Genomic DNA, 17,724 nt, shown 5'->3' on the forward strand with positions numbered 1-17,724 from the left:
GAGTTGATTATGAAAAAAATACTTCATAAATATAAACTTAGATCTTCTATAACGCTGAACAAAATAGTTCTCAGTATCTTTTCATGCGTGACTATATCCTTCCTGTGGTCCCCATCGACGATGGCTACTTCAGGCACTAATTCAATGATATCAGATACCAAACAAGATACTGAAACATTTTCATATGAGTTAGAAAGTCGAAGAGACCCATTTGTCCCTTTCTTATCACCAAAGTCAACTTCAAGTTCCGTTGACTTGGATGAAATTGTCGACACAGCAGGTGAACTTTCAGGTATGCAGGTTTTTGAGCCTGGGCAGCTGAATCTCGTCGCGCTTTTGGAAAGGGATAACGTCCGATATGCAATGGTAGAAGACGTCACAGGCAAAGGTTATATCCTTTCCCAAGGTATAAAAATTGGTCGGCGTGGTGTTGTAAAAGACATAATTCCAAATAAAGTACTTATTGAAGAAACGGCATTTACACGTGCCGGGAAAAAAATTGTCACTCAAGTAGTGATGGTTCTTAAGAAAGAGGGAGAAGAGTAAAAAATGTACGACAGATCTGCAATACCTAAACTGGTAATATACTCAGTACTGTCTCTTGTGCTCACCTTATTCATGAGTACATCATGGGCACAACAAAATAAAGGTGACAGTGTAGATCCGGTATATATGATATCTGATTTTAAATCGGATATTACGAATAATACTCTCTCTATAGAGATAATGGGTGATACGATACCGGCGTTTACTGTTTCAGAGGAATTTGCTCCTTTCACGGTAATTCTTGATATCTCCGGAGCTGTTTTTGCCGATGTCATCACACCTAATCCACCTACACTGCAGGTGAATACAATTGCCAAGATGTCCATCAAGGATCTTGCGACAGAAACTCCTGGAATAAAACGTTTTTCCTTTCAACTTGCAGATACCCACGATTATAAGATTAATCGTGCAGGTAACGGTATAAAAATAAATATTTATCCATCCGTAAAGCAAGCTGAGGAAAGTTCAGCTCAGGCAGCTATTACTGACATTAAAATATCTAAAGATAAGGATATTACCACCATTGATCTAATGAGTGCCAAAACGCTTACTGATTACAAGGTAGGAACATTAGCTGGAGATTCAAATCAACCAGCGAGACTTTATATCGACATACCCGATGTCTCAATTACGAATCTTGTTCGCGAGAAAAAGATTGACACGGCAGTTTCCAGAATCAGAGTTGCTCCTCGGGGTACAGGTGCTCGTTTTGTTATAGATTCTGTCTCTTCGGAACTATTCCCGTATGATGTCAAATCTACACCAGATTCTCTACAGGTTATCGTATCAGAAGTTAAGTCTTCCATTGTAAATTCTTCTGCAACGAAACCTGCGTCTCCCCCAGGTACAAATGCTGATGATACTCTCGATGAGCTTATTGAATCATCCACTGGAATGTTATCAGGTGAAACTATTCCTCCCTCTGAAGACGCAGATAATCTGCAGGATACTTTTTCTTTCTCTGGCTATAACAAGCAACGGATTAGTATCGATTTTTACAAGATCGACATACATAATGTCTTCAGGCTATTTCGCCAAATTACTGATCTGAATATCATCGTTGATCAAGGCGTCAGTGGTACACTAACCCTCGCACTAACAGATGTACCCTGGGATTTTGCTCTTGATATTATCCTCAATCTACTTGATCTTGAGAAAGAGGAGCGTTTCAACACTATAGTAATTTATCCGAAAAAGAAGGCTTTTCTGTGGCCTGAAAGAGCAGAGGACAATCTCTCTTTTGAGGCTGATGTTGAAGTTGTTGAGCAGGAAGCACTCATCATCAGTGAATCTGCTAATCAATCAAAAGAAATCATTAAGGCTAAAGAACTTTTGGTGAAGGCACAGGAGTTTTTGAAAAGTGAGGACTACGAAGATGCGGCAGCACTCTATGAGCAAGCTGGCTCTCTCTGGCCAGACAATCCCAAAATCTATAACAAGTTAGCCACACTCTATCTTGTAAACCTGGGTATGAATGCCAAATCGTTATACTATGCCAAGGAAAGCCTTAAAAAAGACAAATCAAACTTGAAGGCGGCATTATATGCGGCGATAGCATCTGCAAATATGCAACGTGTAGAAGAGGCATCCGAATATTTTACTCAGGCAATTAGCGGTACCCCTCCTATGAAAGAAGCTTTATTCAGTTTCGCTGCCTTCAGTGAGAACAACAACAAAGAAGAAATTGCACTAAAACTTCTAGATAAATACAATGAGAACTACGGAGAAACCGTGGATACCATGCTTGCAAAAGCTCGACTCTTCGATAAGCTTAAGCAACCAGAAAAAGCTACTGAGCAATATAAATCCATTATGGCTTCCGGATATCAGTTACGTCCGGATCTAAAAAAATACATTCTCGGCCGTATAGCTGCCGGAACTAACTAATTACCATTGAGCGATTACCAATGACTAAGGCAAAAAGACAGCTCAAAGAGGATCGTATGAAGTATTTCAAACAAAGTCTATTGTTCAGTAGCTTCGTATTTCTTCTAATCAGTTTATCTGCTTGTAATCAGGTTAATACCGAAAGCGACACTACTGCATTAGAAGAGACAACGGAAATGGCCTCAGGTCAGAAGGCGGTAGCCCCTGCCCAAGAAGTAACAGCCAATCCCCTAACTCTTCCAGTCAATTATCAAACCCCGAGTTACATGGTTGACTTAGAAAGCAAGGAAGAGCTTGGGAATGAAGAAATTTCGACAATAAAAGTTGGCGCATCTATCAGGTCAACTCGCGGTCCTCAACCACTGTGGGACATTCTTAAGAGATTAGCCGCGCTGAAAAAAATGAATGTTTCTTGGGCGAGTGATGTAGATCAAAAGGTCCTTGTCGATGTTGATATAAATGCTAGTGATGATTTTTATCTAGCTATTGATAACTTACTACGACAGGTCGATTATTATCACGAAGTGAAAGGAAATACGATCGTTGTTAAGTACAAGGAAGTAAGAAGATTCCATATAGCAATGCCTTTTACTAAATCCAATTACGGTACAGGAACTGGTGGGAATCTGCTTGGAAATGATGAGGAATCTAGCAATATAGATGGAACGATCCAACTAAAAAGCATGGAAAATGAGTTCGATCTCTGGCAAAACATCCAGGCAAATATGGATGCTATCATCAACACCTGGAACACTCAAGCGGTTAACCCAGTAGACACTCCTCCTGCTGCAGCGGATGATGCCGAAGCAACTGGTGATGATGCACAATTAGCTACCCGGCAAGTTTCATCCGGTGGGAGCATGTATATAATTGATAAACCGATCGGGATGATAACAGTTACAGCACCCCGCCCTCTTCTTGACCGTCTTGAAACATATTTTGATTCATTAAAAAAGGAACTTTATAAACAGGTTACTATCGAAGCAAAAATCATTGAAGTTCAATTAACGGATGCTTCGTCTATTGGTATCAATTGGTCTTCTGTTCTTAAGAATTTCAATATTTCTGGCACTGTTGACTTTGGTTATAATGGACAAATTTATCCATATATTTCATCCAACGAAAGCCCAAACCCTGCTGGTGCTCCATATAATAATACCGGTCAGGATTATTCCACATATTCATCTATTAATGCACATACTGATCTGCACGATCCTGGCCGTTTTGTTTCAAAAATCACACTCGGATCTGCCAATTTTGACATCTTTTTGAACGCTTTAAAAGAGCAAGGTGATACCAAAATACTGTCAAATCCCAAGATTAGCGTAATGAATGGTCAACCAGCTCTCATTACCGTTGGACGTAACGTAACATACGTAGATTCTATTGAATCAGATCTCGATTCAGACACGGGCATTATTACTTATACTGTTGAAACTGAAAGGATTCTATCCGGTCTTGGAATGGCATTAACAGCGACTGTACTTGATGATAAACAAATCATCATGAACTTAGTTCCTGTTACATCAGAACTTATTGAACCCATTGAATACCTTGCAGTAGGTAATCTTGGTGGAACAGTTGGCCTTCCTATTGTGAATGTGCGTGAAATGAGTACAACTGTTAGGGTAAATGATGGAGAAATGCTCGTGATTGGTGGCCTTATCAGTAATGTTGATGAAACAGAAGGAGAATTTGCCCCTGTTTTAGGGGATATTCCCTTGCTGCGCTATCTGTTCGGATATGAAGAGAAAGTAGTCAGAAAACGTGAGCTGATCATTCTCTTAAAACCTAGAATCATATAATTCAACATTTTGTAGAAGTGGGAATTCTATCATAAAGATATGGAGAAGATGAAAATGCATAGGCTGAATTTTTTTATCGCAGGCGTTCTGGCATTAGTACTTACCGGATGCGGACAGACAGTCATAGAAACATTAAACGTTCCTGAAAATCCTGGTTTCAACGCTCCAGGAGTCGGAAAGTCTGTCGTTATTTTACCGTTTGCTGACTATTCTGGTGGCGCAAATATTGAGTCTGCACACAGACGTAATATGATAGTTACAGAAACGTTGACAGATCGTTTTGTTGCAAATGGATTTTCCTTACCCATTCAGGAAGATGTCTTTCAATACATGATTAACCAGAACGTTATATCTCTCATGGCGTATGAAGATAAGCGTTCAAGCTCAATGAATTTTGAATTGACTGATGGTGATTGGTCACCTCAGATGAGAAACGAAATCAAAAAGTATATAGCAGAGCAAGAAAATGAATTGAAAAATGATGCTATTACAAGTCCTGGCGCACATGGTCTTACACCTAAGACTATTGCAAAAATCGGACGACAATTTGACGCCGATTATATAATTCGTGGCCGAATTCTTGAATTCAAAACTCGTGAGGAAGCGACATGGGAACCATGGAAGAAAGGTCTTTTACCGTTCATCAATAACGGTACGAACCGCATACTGTTTGGTTTCGCCGATTCCGATGAATATGATCTTGATAACAACAAGATTACAGGTGGAATTTATGGCGCCCGGATTGGCTACGAGTCTTCACACTGGCCATGGGGCAGTGGTGACACAGTACTTGGTATAAGTGGGGGTGACACTGCGAACTCCATCCTCTGGGGTGCTATCGGATACGGTCTTGGTGAAAACACATATAACAGTGGCAAAGTAGATCAGGCTGTTGTTCAGTTGAGAATCTGGGTACAGGAAGCTGCTACAGGAAACGTTGTGTGGACAAACAGGGTTCGTGTACAGGTATCTCCTGAATCATTCCTTGCAGACAACCAGTATGATACCCTTTTTAACAAGGCTATTGAGAAAGGAGTCACAACACTTATCGAAAACTTTGTGACGTATGGCCTGTAAGAACTGAATTTACTTTAATTACACTCTTCTCCTAATCAAAAAAGGGGTTGTCTCTATTGAGACAACCCCTTTTTTGATTGTATTTTGATTACTGTTAAAACCGAATCAATTTCCGGCCTTTTTCTTTGCCTGAGCGTTCTGGAATAGAGCCATAAAGTTAACAGGCTCCATAAGAAATGGAGAGAAACCTCCATCTACAGTGACCTGACTCACAATCTGGCGGGTAAACGGAAAGAGCAGTGTCGGACAGTCAACCCCAAGAACCATTTCCAGATGTTCTTCTGGGATATTTTTCAGCAGAAAAATCGCTGCATGTTCCATCTCAAGGATAAAGAGTGATTTATCTTCTTCTTTGGAACCGACTTTTGCATAAATCTGCAGCGTGACTTCATAATGGTCATCATCTACTTTTTTATGGTTGAGGTTGAGGTTGAGTTCAACCTTTGGTTCAGATTGCTGTTGTGCTATATACACACCAGGAGCGTTAGGGTTTTCAAAAGAAAGATCCTTCATATACATCTTCTGCATCCTGAATTCAGGACGCGGTGCAGACTCCTGTGTACCGGTATTTTCAGTCATTTTTTCCTCATATATTGTTATTTACAAATTTAGCCTGAATTTCTCATGAACATTGCATCGAGTTGGCTTGATTCCACTTGCGACATGGCTTTCAGTATCTTGATGTACGTAGCCCAATCTTACAAAATGTTCACCAAAGGTCAGTTCATCCAGTGCCGTCTACAGACTTGTTTCGCTTGCAAAAAGAATCAACGCTTATCTTCTTCCAAAAAATATTGACTTCGGCATCGCTTGAACTGATGAAAAATCCGAATTAGGACTTTTCCACGAATCCTATGAATTTGGATCGCATTAAACTCCACTTATCAAGATCAAGCAAGTTTTTCAATTCCTGTCTGTATTTCTATTCTGGGTAAGAATCGGTTTTAAAAACATCCCGGTATAAGATTGTTCAACCTCAGATATTTCTTCAGGCGGACCACATGCCACGATTTCGCCACCACGATCTCCACCTTCAGGCCCTACATCAATTATCCAGTCTGCAGTTTTCACTACATCCAGGTTATGTTCGATTACAATTACTGTATTTCCCTGATCCACTAACCTCTCCAAAACGTGCAACAGATGTTGGATGTCTGAAGGATGCAACCCAGTTGTCGGCTCGTCTAGGATATAAAGAGTCTTTCCGCTACTTCTCCCTGACAACTCCCTGGCAAGTTTAACTCGCTGTGCCTCGCCACCTGAAAGTGTTACAGAAGACTGTCCAAGCTTAATATAAGACAACCCAACATCATATAGGGTCTGTAATCTATTCCTGATCGGAGGGATATTTGTAAAAAATTCGAGTGCTTCTTCTACTGTCATGCTCAGGACTTCGTGAATATTTTTTTCACGATACTTTATATCAAGGGTCTCCTGATTATACCTTTTCCCATGGCATGTTTCGCATACAACATAAATATCCGGCAGGAAGTGCATGGCAATTTTAATGACCCCTTCGCCATCACATGCCTCGCAGCGTCCACCTTTGAGGTTAAAACTAAATCGACCTGGTTTATAGCCACGTGCTCGTGCTTCAGGTAGCCTTGCAAACAGGTCCCTGATCGGAGTAAAGACACCGGTATACGTTGCAGGATTTGAGCGAGGTGTCCTACCAATAGGGCTTTGATCAATATCGATTATCTTATCAATCAGATCCAAACCTGTGATGGTACCTGCCCCATTTCCAAAGCTTTTCTCCCGTCTCAGGGATAAACCTTTCCGCGCCAATTTAAATAATGTTTCTATCACCAGCGAGCTTTTCCCTGACCCGGAAACACCGGTTACACATGTCATAACACCAAGCGGGAACTTGACCGAAACATTTTTCAGATTATTGGTAGTAGCCTTCATGACCGCCAATTTCATCTTCCCGTTCTTGCTGACCTGTTTTCTTTTTGCAGGGATCTCAATTCGTTTTCTATCAGAAAGAAAAGCTCCGGTTATAGATTTTTCATTTACCAGCAATCCATCCAGGTCTCCACTATATACGATCTCACCACCATGAACACCAGCTCCGACCCCCATATCTAGAATATGGTCAGCAGCCACAATGGTATCTGTATCATGTTCGACGACGATGACACTATTTCCGAGATCACGGAGTTCAATAAGAGTATTAATCAATTTCTGGTTATCCCTCTGATGCAAACCTATACTCGGCTCATCAAGAATGTACAGAACCCCTGCCAACCTGGATCCGATCTGCGAAGCAAGCCTTATTCTCTGAGCCTCGCCACCGGACAATGTCCCCGCCTTCCTTTCAAGAGAGAGATAACCAAGCCCGACATCTTCAAGAAACGACAAGCGATCCACTATTTCTTTCAAGATCGGCTCTCCAATCTGCCTCTCACGTGAATTGAATGGTAAAAGCGGAAGCTCCTGTAGTAACCTTTCGATTGAAAAACAGGTCAATTCATAAATAGAGCGTTTCCCAATAAGTATAGATAAGGCCGCTGGTTTAAGACGTGCTCCGGAGCATTTTGAACAGACCTGCTCATTCATAAACTTCGCTAATTCTTCCCGAATCATCGGCGACTGCGTTTCATGATACCGTCTGTCAAGTTGAGGAATGACTCCTTCAAACGCCTTCTCTGCCGTCATCACCCGTCGTCCTTTCTGGTAATGAAAATGAATTTCCTCACCACCAGAGCCAAAGAGGATAACGTCCTGCTGTTTTGGTGTAAGCTGTTTAAACGAGCTATCCAGTGAAAAGCCATAATGCTTTGCTACAGCTGCAAGTAATTGCCCGGTATATGTGGATTCAGATCGCCATCCCCATGGGGCTATGGCCCCTTGAGCAATACTTTTCGAATGATCGGGGACCACCAGGGCCGCATCAAAAAACTGATTTACCCCCAACCCACCGCACTCTTCACAGGCTCCCTGCGGATTGTTAAAGGAAAAAAGCTGAGTTGTCGGTTGAGGCATGGAGATTCCGCACTCATGACAGGCGGCATGTTCACTAAACAGCTGTTCTCTCTTATCATCAGGATAGTCAACCAGCAAAAAGCCTTCCGTCAGCTTTACAGCCGTACTAACCGAATCAGATAACCGTCTCCTGATCTCATTTTTAATCACCAATCTGTCAACAACTACCTCGATGGTATGGCGTTTATTCTTTTCTAACGCCTCAACATCGTCTGCATGGTACATTTCACCATCAATCCGTACGCGCACAAACCCTTCTTTACGAATACGGGCCAAGACCTGCTCATGACGACCTTTTCTATCTGTTACTATCGGCGCCAGCAGGATTACCTTCTTCCCCTCCGGTTCTGCCAGCAGCGTATTGACCATATCCTCAATCGACTGTGCCTGGATCTCATTACCGCAATCCGGACAATGAGGTCTACCACATCTGGCATACAGGAGTCGAAGATGATCGTAAATCTCCGTTACCGTCCCGACGGTCGAACGAGGATTTTTACTGGTTGTCTTCTGTTCGATGGATACTGCGGGTGAGAGTCCTTCCAGTGCATCCACTTCCGGTTTATCCATCTGGCCTAGAAACTGCCTGGCGTAGGTGGAGAGAGACTCTACGTACCTGCGCTGCCCTTCTGCGTAAAGAGTATCAAACGCCAGAGTGGATTTTCCGGAACCGGACAATCCGGTAAACACAACTAGTTTATTCCGGGGTAAATCAACACTAATATTTTTCAAATTATGCATACGGGCACCCCGTATGCTTAACGTTTTCGGTTCCATAAGTTTTGGAGGAGTTAAGAGGAAATCAGGAAGGCTCGACGAGCAGACTCTGGTGGTCGATCTTGATACATCTATCCATAACTACTTTGAGGCCCTGCGTCCTGGCATAGTCAGCCGCCTCACCGTTCACTATCCCCTGTTGCATCCAGACAGCCTTTACACCAATCTTCACAGCAGACTCAACAATAGGATACACCTCCTCAGAACGACGGAAAATGTCAACAAGGTCAACAGCAATTGGGATCTCATCAAGGCTACTGTAACAGGTACGTTCCAGAATGGTTGTCTGGCCCGGATTCACAGGAATTACAGTATAGCCGGCCTCAATCAGGTACCTGGCAACCATATTGCTCGGACGCGCCTCCTTGGGAGATAACCCGACAACGGCAATGGTTTTGACTTCACTGAGTAAATCCCGCAGTTCCTGCATTTCTGGAATATTCAACATAGTTATTAGTGGTGACAGGACCGATGATACCGGTGTTAAATTAGTACGGATAAAAGATGAGTTACAGCTACGCCACCTCTCACTTACATGGTAGCTTAAAAGTATGACCCCATAGACAAAAGTCAAGAGAACAATTATAGTTGAGCAGGATTTCAGGAGGGAGAAAAGTGCAACACCACGTTGCCTGATAAAAAAAGCTTTCTCATTCAATATTCAGCATACAGCAAGGGATAATTCATGAACTTTCAGGATATTATTTTTACACTGGACACATATTGGGCCGAAAAGGGCTGCGTTATTCAGCAACCATATGACATGGAAGTTGGAGCAGGGACATTCCACCCCGCGACCCTGCTACGAGCTCTGGGGCCGGAACCATGGAAAGCAGCCTACCCTCAACCCTCCCGTAGACCAACCGATGGACGTTACGGTGATAACCCCAACCGCTTGCAGCATTATTACCAGTATCAGGTAGTCATCAAACCATCCCCACTGGATGTGCAGGAGCTTTATCTGGAAAGCCTGAAACGATTTGGTCTGGATCTTCTGGAGCATGACATTCGTTTTGTCGAGGATGACTGGGAGTCACCAACACTTGGTGCCTCCGGACTCGGCTGGGAAGTGTGGCTTGATGGGATGGAGATTACCCAGTTCACCTACTTTCAACAGGCAGGTTCCATCGACTTACACCCGACAACGGTAGAAATCACCTATGGCCTTGAACGCATTGCCATGTACCTGCAGGGTGTCGAGAGCGTTTACGACATCAAGTGGAACAATACGGTATCTTACGGCCAGATCTTTCACCAGGCCGAGGTTGAATTTTCAACATTCAATTTCGAGGAAGCCAACGTCGAGGAAATGATTAGGTTTTTTAATGTGTACGAAGAAGAAGCTCTCAAGCTGGTTGAAAAAAACCTTATCCTGCCGGCTTATGATTTCTGCCTGAAATGCTCGCACACCTTTAACCTGCTTGATGCGCGCAAAGCAATCAGTGTTGCTGAACGCACCCGCTATATCGGTCGTATTCGGAATATTGCCAGAAAAGTCGCTGAAAGATACGTCATTCAACGCGAAGAAATGGGTCACCCGCTCATCAAAGCATAACCTGTCTACTTCAGCATATAAACGCCTGTCCGTTTTCATTTATCAGCGGACAGGTATTTGTACTGCCGCATAAAAACCTATTCTGTTTCAATCCGAAAACTCATCATTTTGTTCAGGATCAAGGCATGTATCGAATGTCACCACAGACAAGTAGCAGATATTATCAAGATGATTATTCGATACGCATCGTTGATCGACCCCCTTCTTTCAGGTTTGCTAATTGTTTCAGGAGCAATATTTCACTTTTCCCTTTCATGTACAGCTCTCAATAAACATTTCAATCAGTCAGGTTGCCTTTAGATGACTGATCATCTCTCGTGTATTTATTAACCTACACCTTAATTATAGATTTGATTTACGATACCTTTCAACAGGTTATACTGTTGTTTTCATAGTGCACACAGTTTCCTTATTCCCTTTACTGGTGATACTATTCATCCAGCCAAACATTACATTGAGCAAGTTAGAAGAAGGTTGAAAAATGCTCAGTCCCACTTTCCAAGGTTAGAATAATGAGAGTAAAATTTTTTAGTCTTAGTTTATTATTCTTTTGTTGGTACCTTGAACCAAGTCACGCTCATCAAGCAATTTGGAAAACCTCTTTGCCAGATACCTTAGAAATTGATTACGCCATCACCAAAGCTTTCGCTGACAAATTCAGCGCAACCTTGACGGCAAATAAAGTTCCTTTTGCACGAAGACTAGACCAGTTGAAAAATGGAGAAATTGACGTTCTATGTGGTCTCTTAAAAAATAATGACAGGGAACGTTTTGCCTATTTTTTGAGGCCCCCATACAAATTGAGATCAAACAAGTATTTCTTCATCAGAAAAGGAGAAGGAAAACGCCTGCAAACGTATGAGGATTTATACAAACTGAGAGTTGGGGTACACATAGGATCAAAATATTTTCCACGTTTCGATGAAGATGAGAAACTGAAAAAATTCGTCACTCCCTACTACGCGGATAGTTTCAAGATGCTTGTGTCTGGCAGGATCGATGTCGTAATCCACACAGATGTGTATGGACTAGAAATTATGAATCAATTGAGTTTGCAAGATAATGTGGAGGTCGCACCATTCATGCATACAGAAAAAAAACCTGTTTATATGGCGATTTCTCGGAAGTCCAAACTCTTTAACCGTAAGGATGAATTAGAAGATGTTTTTCGATTAATGGTGGAATCCGGAGAAATTGATCGAATTATTCAATCGTATTTCCGAAGTAAGGGCTTACCCATACCCGAATATAAATAAGACACCTCTTGTGCTGATCAGCATCTCAACTTTTATCCTTTCAGCGCTGGACCTTAGAGAATGTACAGTTTTAATCGCAAAGAAATGTTATCGAGAATACTATTGTTGATTGCAGCTTGAGATATGGATTTATCCTCTCCACGTAGACAACTGGTAAACCAAAAGCAGCTCTTTTAACTGTTCCTGGAGACTTCTATCTTTGCTTATCGACGTACCGAATCAATTCTTCCATGGTCTGTGATTGTCTGCAGATCAGATAGGGAAGATTTTTTCCATTCATGTCATAGTAGCCATTTAATGAACTATAAAAGATACCCATTGATTGAGTCCCTCCACAATCCAGCCAGTCTGTTTTGGCGTGCACCGTAGAATGAACCGCTTCGAAGGCCCAAAGCCTTTTTTGACATACAGATAAAAATCAGGAAGCCTGTAAAATTGATCAACCGTTGATTGCAGAATATTCTGCACATTCGCTGTAATAGTAAGCCCCTTTGCTTTGTGAGCAGCATAGGTCGTTGATTTGTGAAAATAAATGGCAAAACGACGCCGGATAATCAGCCTGTTCGGGGAGAGGATTATGTCAGTCACCGGTGTTTCAACAGAGCAGAGCCCGTATGCAAGCAAAAGCAGGACAGGTGTCACACATGCCAGACCAAGTGGTGATATGGTATAGGTATAATTTCCACCGGTGTTTAACAATGCTGCAAGTAGCATACAGAGCGTCAGAGTTGCAAATACGATTCCAGCAAGACCACAAAATATTTCAGTACTGCTGCGCGTGGAATAGAGGCGCAACCTGCTTTCATCAGCAGATTGTTCAACTTCAAGATCCACCTCGGCAGGTGGAGAATGCCACTGCCAGCTTATGGTCGTACTATTTTGTGTTTTATCCTTTGAAAACTCTTCATAACTGGTCTTTGTTCTCTTAATTTTTCTCCAGAGAAAGAACAATAGAACGAAAAGAAAAGGAAGAAGAATAAGTTTTGCTTTAAGGGAAAAATCACCGATAAAAAGCATAATTCATCTCTCTTTTCTTCTTCGTGTTTAGCTTTGGTATATGTTGAGTAAAGAATCCATAATACCGATGGCATCTGTTCATTTATTGCCAGCTGCTTCTGCTTCTGTATCTTCAGACTTGACTGAAGTTTTTTTCTCCATCAATGAGCAAAGCGGGGCGAACACATTTCCCTCTATAAATTCAGAAAAAATAAGAACTTCACTGCTTTCAGTTGGCTTCTTGAAATAAGCATGTAAAACTGAGTCGTTACATTTGGGGCAGTGTTCTGCAGTAATTTTCAGGATGTTCTCTTCTTTTGACGGCTTCTCTTCAGGACAGGGCCCTGCATTCCATTGGCGAGCACTGAGATCATGCAGTATTTCCTCATAGGGAGGAGCCGCAGCATACCATAGTTTATCCTTAATATCATAGGAACACAGGCATTTTTCACAATAGTATTCCCCTTTCAAATGGAAAAAGACAATAACAGGCATAGCCAGTATGAAAACGGCTTCAATCATATTCCAACCCGTCGATGTGAAATCTCCGGTGTCGGATCCAAAAAAGATGGCCGCCCAGAACAGGCATACCAGGGTTAGGGGTACAAGGGCAAAACTGAGGGCTATCATGTTTCGGCATGTTCCACCAAGCGAGTTGCCCAAAGAAGCTCCGGCTATGCCTGCGCACCAGATAATCCCAATTGTAAGTATAATAATATCTACATTGATTAAGCCGATAATATACAGCGCCAATTCTATACCCAACCAGAGCGTGATCGGAGTAATGATAGCTATGAGTAAAAATGCAAGAATGGGGCATTTCCCGCTTCTTTTCTGTTTGTACTTTTTTACCTTTTGAAATTTTGAAGGCATTTGGTCTCTCCTTTTCATTTATCTGGATAAAAATCGCCCAGAAACCAAACCATAACTATACATGATACGCAATACCTTTCCCAAAGGTACCGTATTATATGGGTTAGTTGTTCCGAGGGGGATTATGTATCCTCAAGCGAACTGCTGGTAAGAGTAATTTGACTCATGCCTTCCCTCTATTTGCTGATGAAAAATAGAGAAATAATTCATATCTAGTTCCCATCCTAAAACTGCCCTTTTGATCAATATTTTCGTTATGCTCAATATTTTATCCTCCGTTAAGTGAGCAACGAGACGCCGAGATTTCTCTTATATGCCTATGGTAAAATTTTTCACATGCCTCAATCTGGACCAGATAAGCGTAGACTTCGAGCGTTCTTGGGGTGCATTCTCGCCACATCAACTTTGGGAAACCCTTTGGCCCATCACCCTTATAATATTAATCACCTCGAAAACTTGTGATGAGTGAAAGCAGTTCATCGGGGTCTGTTTTGATGTTCTTGTGAACTTTCACATCTCTTTTGCTATTAATAACGACGACATACATTTTTCTGGCATGAAGAACGATTCCGCAGTAATACTGATGTTGTTTGCTATAAAATTTCATGCTATGGCCTCCTTTGGGTGTGTGGGATGTGGTTGGTGGTACTTCCACAATCTTATCTCACCTGAAGGAAGGCCATAACTATTATCAAATCATTCCAGCGGACCCGAAAAACATCGGGCCGCTGAATTTAACGTTATATTTAGAAAAATTAATTAGTACTCGTGGAAGCAGTAATCATTACTAGCATAATAAAATGGAAAAATATTCATTATACATATCAATCCCATTATTAATTGTTGCAGTAATATTAGTGATATTTCTCAATATTAAATGGTATTTAAGAATTAAGAAAAAAATCGGGAGAATGATTCCATTTCCAATGGAGAATGAAGGATTTAATGCGTATTATGAAATGGCAGAATTTGGAAAAGAAAACAGGTTCTGGCAAATTTTGATGACTATATCAGGTTTCGGTGCAATAATCTTACTAGGTATCTATCATTAATAAAATTAATATAACCAACCGATTATGAACACTCCCTACGGTCGTTCAGATTCGCTGAAACTCGCCACATAACTCAACGTTATATGGATAAATTATTTTGAGGCACACATGATTAAATTAAATGCAAATGGAATGAAATGGCTAAAAAGTTTTCACTTGATTGCAGTTTCTTGTTGGGTTGGCGGTGCTGTTTCCCTGATATTGCTTTATTTCTTAAAAGGTAAAGTAACTGATGATGGAATTCTGTATGGAATAAACCAGAGCATTCACCATGTTGATATGGCAGTTGTTGTAATCCCCGGTGCCTTTGGATGCTTGGTAACCGGTTTAATATACTCTTCTTTCAGCAATTGGGGTTATTTCAAACACAATTGGCTTATATTAAAATGGATTGTCACTATTACGGCCATATTATTTGGCACTTTTTTTCTGGGGCCGTGGGAAACAAATATGATGGAAATCTCTGGAAAACTTGGAATGTCCTCTATGAGTGACGATGAATACCTGTACAATGAAAAGATGAACTTAATTTTTGGCACTATTCAAGTCTTGGTGCTGATGGTGACGATTTTTATTTCAATCTTCAAACCTTGGAAATCGAAAAAAGTAAAAGGAAAACGCATATAACAAGGGCGTCCACACAGACCGCAAGAAGCGCGCGATTTTTTTACATTCTCGTAACGTGCCTATTTTCGTACCATTAATAGTTGTCGTTTCGTGGAGGGCTTCTTGAGGCTGGTTTTGCCTGACGTTGCGCCTCAATGAATTGGATCAAACACAAATGATAAGTTTTAAGAAAAAATCAATATTTTGCTTTTTCCTTTTAATATTTGATTCAAATCTTGCGCCTGCTTGCACTACATTCTGTCTAGACATTACGAACCGACCCGTCTACGGAAGAAATTTCGATTGGAGGCTTGGAGACGGTTGTATATTTATTAATAAACGAGGTGTTGTAAAAACTACAATCTCATATGAAACGGATGAAGTGAACAATAGTTTGAGTTGGGTATCAAAATATGGAAGTGCAACGTTTAACCTATTCGGACGAGAATTCCCGATGGGTGGCATGAACGAAGCTGGCCTGGTGGTTGAATCAATGATGTTAGATGAAACTCAATACCCACCAAAGGATTCGCGTCCAGAAATTATGGCTTCACAATGGATTCAGTATCAGCTTGATAATTTTTCCAAGGTAGAAGACGTAATCTCAAGTGGATCAAAAATGAGAATTCAAGCATCAAAGGATTCGAAACTACACTTTTTTATATGTGAACGATCAGGTATATGCGCTACCATTGAATTTATTGAAGGGGAACTTATTTACCATACCAATGAACGGTTGCCTGTTAAAACTCTTACAAACAGCACGTACACTGAATCTCTCAGCTATTGGAGAAAAGGGGAGCTACCCCAATCTGACAAAAATAAATCAATAGAACGCTTTAATCGGACAGCAAACTTAGTTAATGAATATGATCCGCTTACACTTGGCCAGCCGATTGAATATGCATTTAACATTTTGAAAAAAGCTGAACATGATTCTCTTAAAACTCAATGGAGTATTGTCTATGATATTGTAGGTTTTACTATTTATTTTCGGACATATGACAATCAAAAAACTAGAATATTCAGTTTAAAGTCTTTTGATCTTTCATGTTCAACACCAGTAAAAGTTATGAATACAGATTCTGGGCAATCCGGTTATATTGCAGATAAATTTATTCAATACTCATATCAGGCCAATCGAAATCAGATAAGGAATTTTTATTTAAAATCGTACTTTTCTGCGCTTCCCGATCACATTTTAGATCTATTTTCAGGTTACCCAGAAACTACTTTTTGCAACTAGCAGTACAAAGGTATTACTTAACAGCCAGCATGTAATCGAACATCATCAATAAAGAATTATAATCGCACAACAAACTGTTCCACAGAACCCGACGTGATCGGGGTCGGACCAACTAGAACCATCGGAATGTATGTATTCCTATTAAATATTAAGATTTTTTTTTACACCTTAGAAGCATCTTTTAGGGGCAAAAAAGAGTACTATAAGCAGGAGTGGGTTCTCTTAGGACATTCATTCTGCTTGCATTTGTTCCCCCTGACAAGCATAGCTCAATCGGCTATTTAAAACTGGGGAAGTCGAACGCTGTTCCTTTTTGGTTCTCACTTATTTCTCTTATTAAAAAATGAAAGCTGTTAAAATCCCATATGATCAATTGAGTCAAGAGGCATTGGACGGTGTTATCGAAGAATTTGTAACCCGTAATGGTACTGATTACGGCGAAGCCGAAATCCCACTTGGGACGAAAATTGCCCAAGTGTTAAAACAACTTAAATCTAAAGAAGCCTTTATTGTCTTTGATCATAATTCTGAGACAACTACTATCCTTCACAAGGATGATCAAATTTTGAAATCTATTGATTCATAAGACGAAAAGAGGACGCGTTGGCTTTTGATTCTTGTCGCGAATTATTGCTAACATAATAATTCACCGGATAAACTGGTGATCATCACGTTACCTGTACAAAAACATTGAAATGATCGTCAAGCTAGTTAAAAACACATCAGATGATGATGAATTCAAAATTGAAAGTCTAGACATTGAAAACGAGTATGAGGTAATTGGCATCGAATCAGACGATTACAGAATAATTAGTGATACTGATAAAGAGCCATACCTATATCCTCCAGATTGTTTTGAAATTGTAGATGATACAAAACCTCCATTCTGGGTAACCGAGTTTGGCGAAGATGGAGAAGAATACTCTTATCCTGAAAACTGGAATAAGGTTGGCATTTTTGAAGATTACTTCGAAGGAGTTAAGGAAGTAAAAAAACAATTCTGGGCAGACTATAAAAAATACTCCAATAAAAACAGCAGTTAATGAAAAACATGGGGTCA

At 40.8% G+C, this 17,724-nt stretch carries 17 protein-coding genes; 11 read left to right on the forward strand and 6 right to left on the reverse strand.

The features are described from left to right. Window positions 1-9 precede the first annotated feature (9 nt). Genes GA520_RS18345 through GA520_RS18360 form a run of 4 tightly spaced genes read left to right on the forward strand, consistent with a single transcriptional unit; the run spans window position 10 to window position 5,315 of the window. Window positions 10-546: a pilus assembly protein PilP gene (locus GA520_RS18345; RefSeq protein WP_163337868.1), complete on the forward strand. Its 537-nt coding sequence runs from the start codon at window positions 10-12 to the stop codon at window positions 544-546. A gap of 3 nt (window positions 547-549) precedes the next feature. After that, on the forward strand, window positions 550-2,433 hold the full coding sequence (locus tag GA520_RS18350; protein ID WP_163337869.1) for a secretin and TonB N-terminal domain-containing protein: 1,884 nt from the start codon (window positions 550-552) through the stop codon (window positions 2,431-2,433). Window positions 2,434-2,489: 56 nt separating this feature from the next. After that, window positions 2,490-4,238: a pilus (MSHA type) biogenesis protein MshL gene (gene mshL / locus GA520_RS18355; RefSeq protein WP_163337870.1), complete on the forward strand. Its 1,749-nt coding sequence runs from the start codon at window positions 2,490-2,492 to the stop codon at window positions 4,236-4,238. Window positions 4,239-4,292: 54 nt separating this feature from the next. Next, entirely contained in the window at window positions 4,293-5,315 is a 1,023-nt protein-coding gene (locus GA520_RS18360; RefSeq protein WP_163337871.1) for a hypothetical protein, read from the forward strand. A 105-nt stretch (window positions 5,316-5,420) separates the two neighbouring features. Here the strand turns inward: GA520_RS18360 and secB are convergent, their stop codons facing one another. The 3 genes from secB to GA520_RS18375 all read right to left on the reverse strand — a co-directional run bounded on the left by secB (window position 5,421) and on the right by GA520_RS18375 (window position 9,528). After that, window positions 5,421-5,894, reverse strand: coding sequence for a protein-export chaperone SecB (gene secB, locus GA520_RS18365; protein ID WP_163337872.1), 474 nt, complete (start codon window positions 5,892-5,894; stop codon window positions 5,421-5,423). 324 nt (window positions 5,895-6,218) lie between these two features. Beyond that, window positions 6,219-9,080, reverse strand: coding sequence for an excinuclease ABC subunit UvrA (gene uvrA, locus GA520_RS18370; RefSeq protein WP_163337873.1), 2,862 nt, complete (start codon window positions 9,078-9,080; stop codon window positions 6,219-6,221). A 25-nt stretch (window positions 9,081-9,105) separates the two neighbouring features. Beyond that, window positions 9,106-9,528, reverse strand: a complete 423-nt coding sequence (locus tag GA520_RS18375; protein ID WP_163337874.1) for a CoA-binding protein — start codon at window positions 9,526-9,528, stop codon at window positions 9,106-9,108. 237 nt (window positions 9,529-9,765) lie between these two features. Here GA520_RS18375 and glyQ point away from each other — a divergent pair, with 237 nt between their 5' ends. After that, the gene (glyQ, locus tag GA520_RS18380) at window positions 9,766-10,635 is read left to right on the forward strand and encodes a glycine--tRNA ligase subunit alpha (RefSeq protein WP_163337875.1); all 870 of its coding nucleotides are present in this window, start codon (window positions 9,766-9,768) and stop codon (window positions 10,633-10,635) included. 512 nt (window positions 10,636-11,147) lie between these two features. Then, a complete protein-coding gene (locus GA520_RS18385) occupies window positions 11,148-11,891 on the forward strand; it encodes an ABC transporter substrate-binding protein (protein ID WP_163337876.1) in 744 nt (247 codons plus the stop codon). Window positions 11,892-12,185: 294 nt separating this feature from the next. Here GA520_RS18385 and GA520_RS18390 read toward each other — a convergent pair whose 3' ends face one another. From GA520_RS18390 to GA520_RS18400, 3 genes are all read right to left on the reverse strand, one after another. Further along, window positions 12,186-12,908, reverse strand: coding sequence for a hypothetical protein (locus tag GA520_RS18390; protein WP_163337877.1), 723 nt, complete (start codon window positions 12,906-12,908; stop codon window positions 12,186-12,188). 78 nt (window positions 12,909-12,986) lie between these two features. Further along, window positions 12,987-13,760: a hypothetical protein gene (locus GA520_RS18395; RefSeq protein ID WP_163337878.1), complete on the reverse strand. Its 774-nt coding sequence runs from the start codon at window positions 13,758-13,760 to the stop codon at window positions 12,987-12,989. A 439-nt stretch (window positions 13,761-14,199) separates the two neighbouring features. Continuing rightward, a complete protein-coding gene (locus tag GA520_RS18400) occupies window positions 14,200-14,367 on the reverse strand; it encodes a hypothetical protein (RefSeq protein WP_163337879.1) in 168 nt (55 codons plus the stop codon). Window positions 14,368-14,560: 193 nt separating this feature from the next. On the opposite strand from GA520_RS18400, the gene GA520_RS18405 reads away from it, so the two are divergent. The 5 genes from GA520_RS18405 (at window position 14,561) to GA520_RS18425 (ending at window position 17,707) form a co-directional block, all read left to right on the forward strand. After that, window positions 14,561-14,812 (forward strand): hypothetical protein, encoded by a 252-nt coding sequence (locus GA520_RS18405; protein ID WP_163337880.1) that lies wholly within the window; start codon window positions 14,561-14,563, stop codon window positions 14,810-14,812. Window positions 14,813-14,920: 108 nt separating this feature from the next. Further along, on the forward strand, window positions 14,921-15,439 hold the full coding sequence (locus GA520_RS18410) for a hypothetical protein (RefSeq protein WP_163337881.1): 519 nt from the start codon (window positions 14,921-14,923) through the stop codon (window positions 15,437-15,439). A gap of 154 nt (window positions 15,440-15,593) precedes the next feature. Next, window positions 15,594-16,664 carry a linear amide C-N hydrolase gene (locus GA520_RS18415; RefSeq protein WP_163337882.1) on the forward strand — a complete coding sequence of 357 codons (1,071 nt, stop codon included), beginning with the start codon at window positions 15,594-15,596 and terminating at the stop codon, window positions 16,662-16,664. Window positions 16,665-17,007: 343 nt separating this feature from the next. Continuing rightward, window positions 17,008-17,250: a YheU family protein gene (locus GA520_RS18420; protein WP_163337883.1), complete on the forward strand. Its 243-nt coding sequence runs from the start codon at window positions 17,008-17,010 to the stop codon at window positions 17,248-17,250. A 109-nt stretch (window positions 17,251-17,359) separates the two neighbouring features. Next, window positions 17,360-17,707: a hypothetical protein gene (locus GA520_RS18425; protein WP_163337602.1), complete on the forward strand. Its 348-nt coding sequence runs from the start codon at window positions 17,360-17,362 to the stop codon at window positions 17,705-17,707. Window positions 17,708-17,724 lie beyond the last annotated feature (17 nt).

This window comes from Desulfopila sp. IMCC35008, from assembly GCF_010646885.2.
In the GTDB taxonomy this organism is placed as follows: domain Bacteria; phylum Desulfobacterota; class Desulfobulbia; order Desulfobulbales; family Desulfocapsaceae; genus Desulfopila.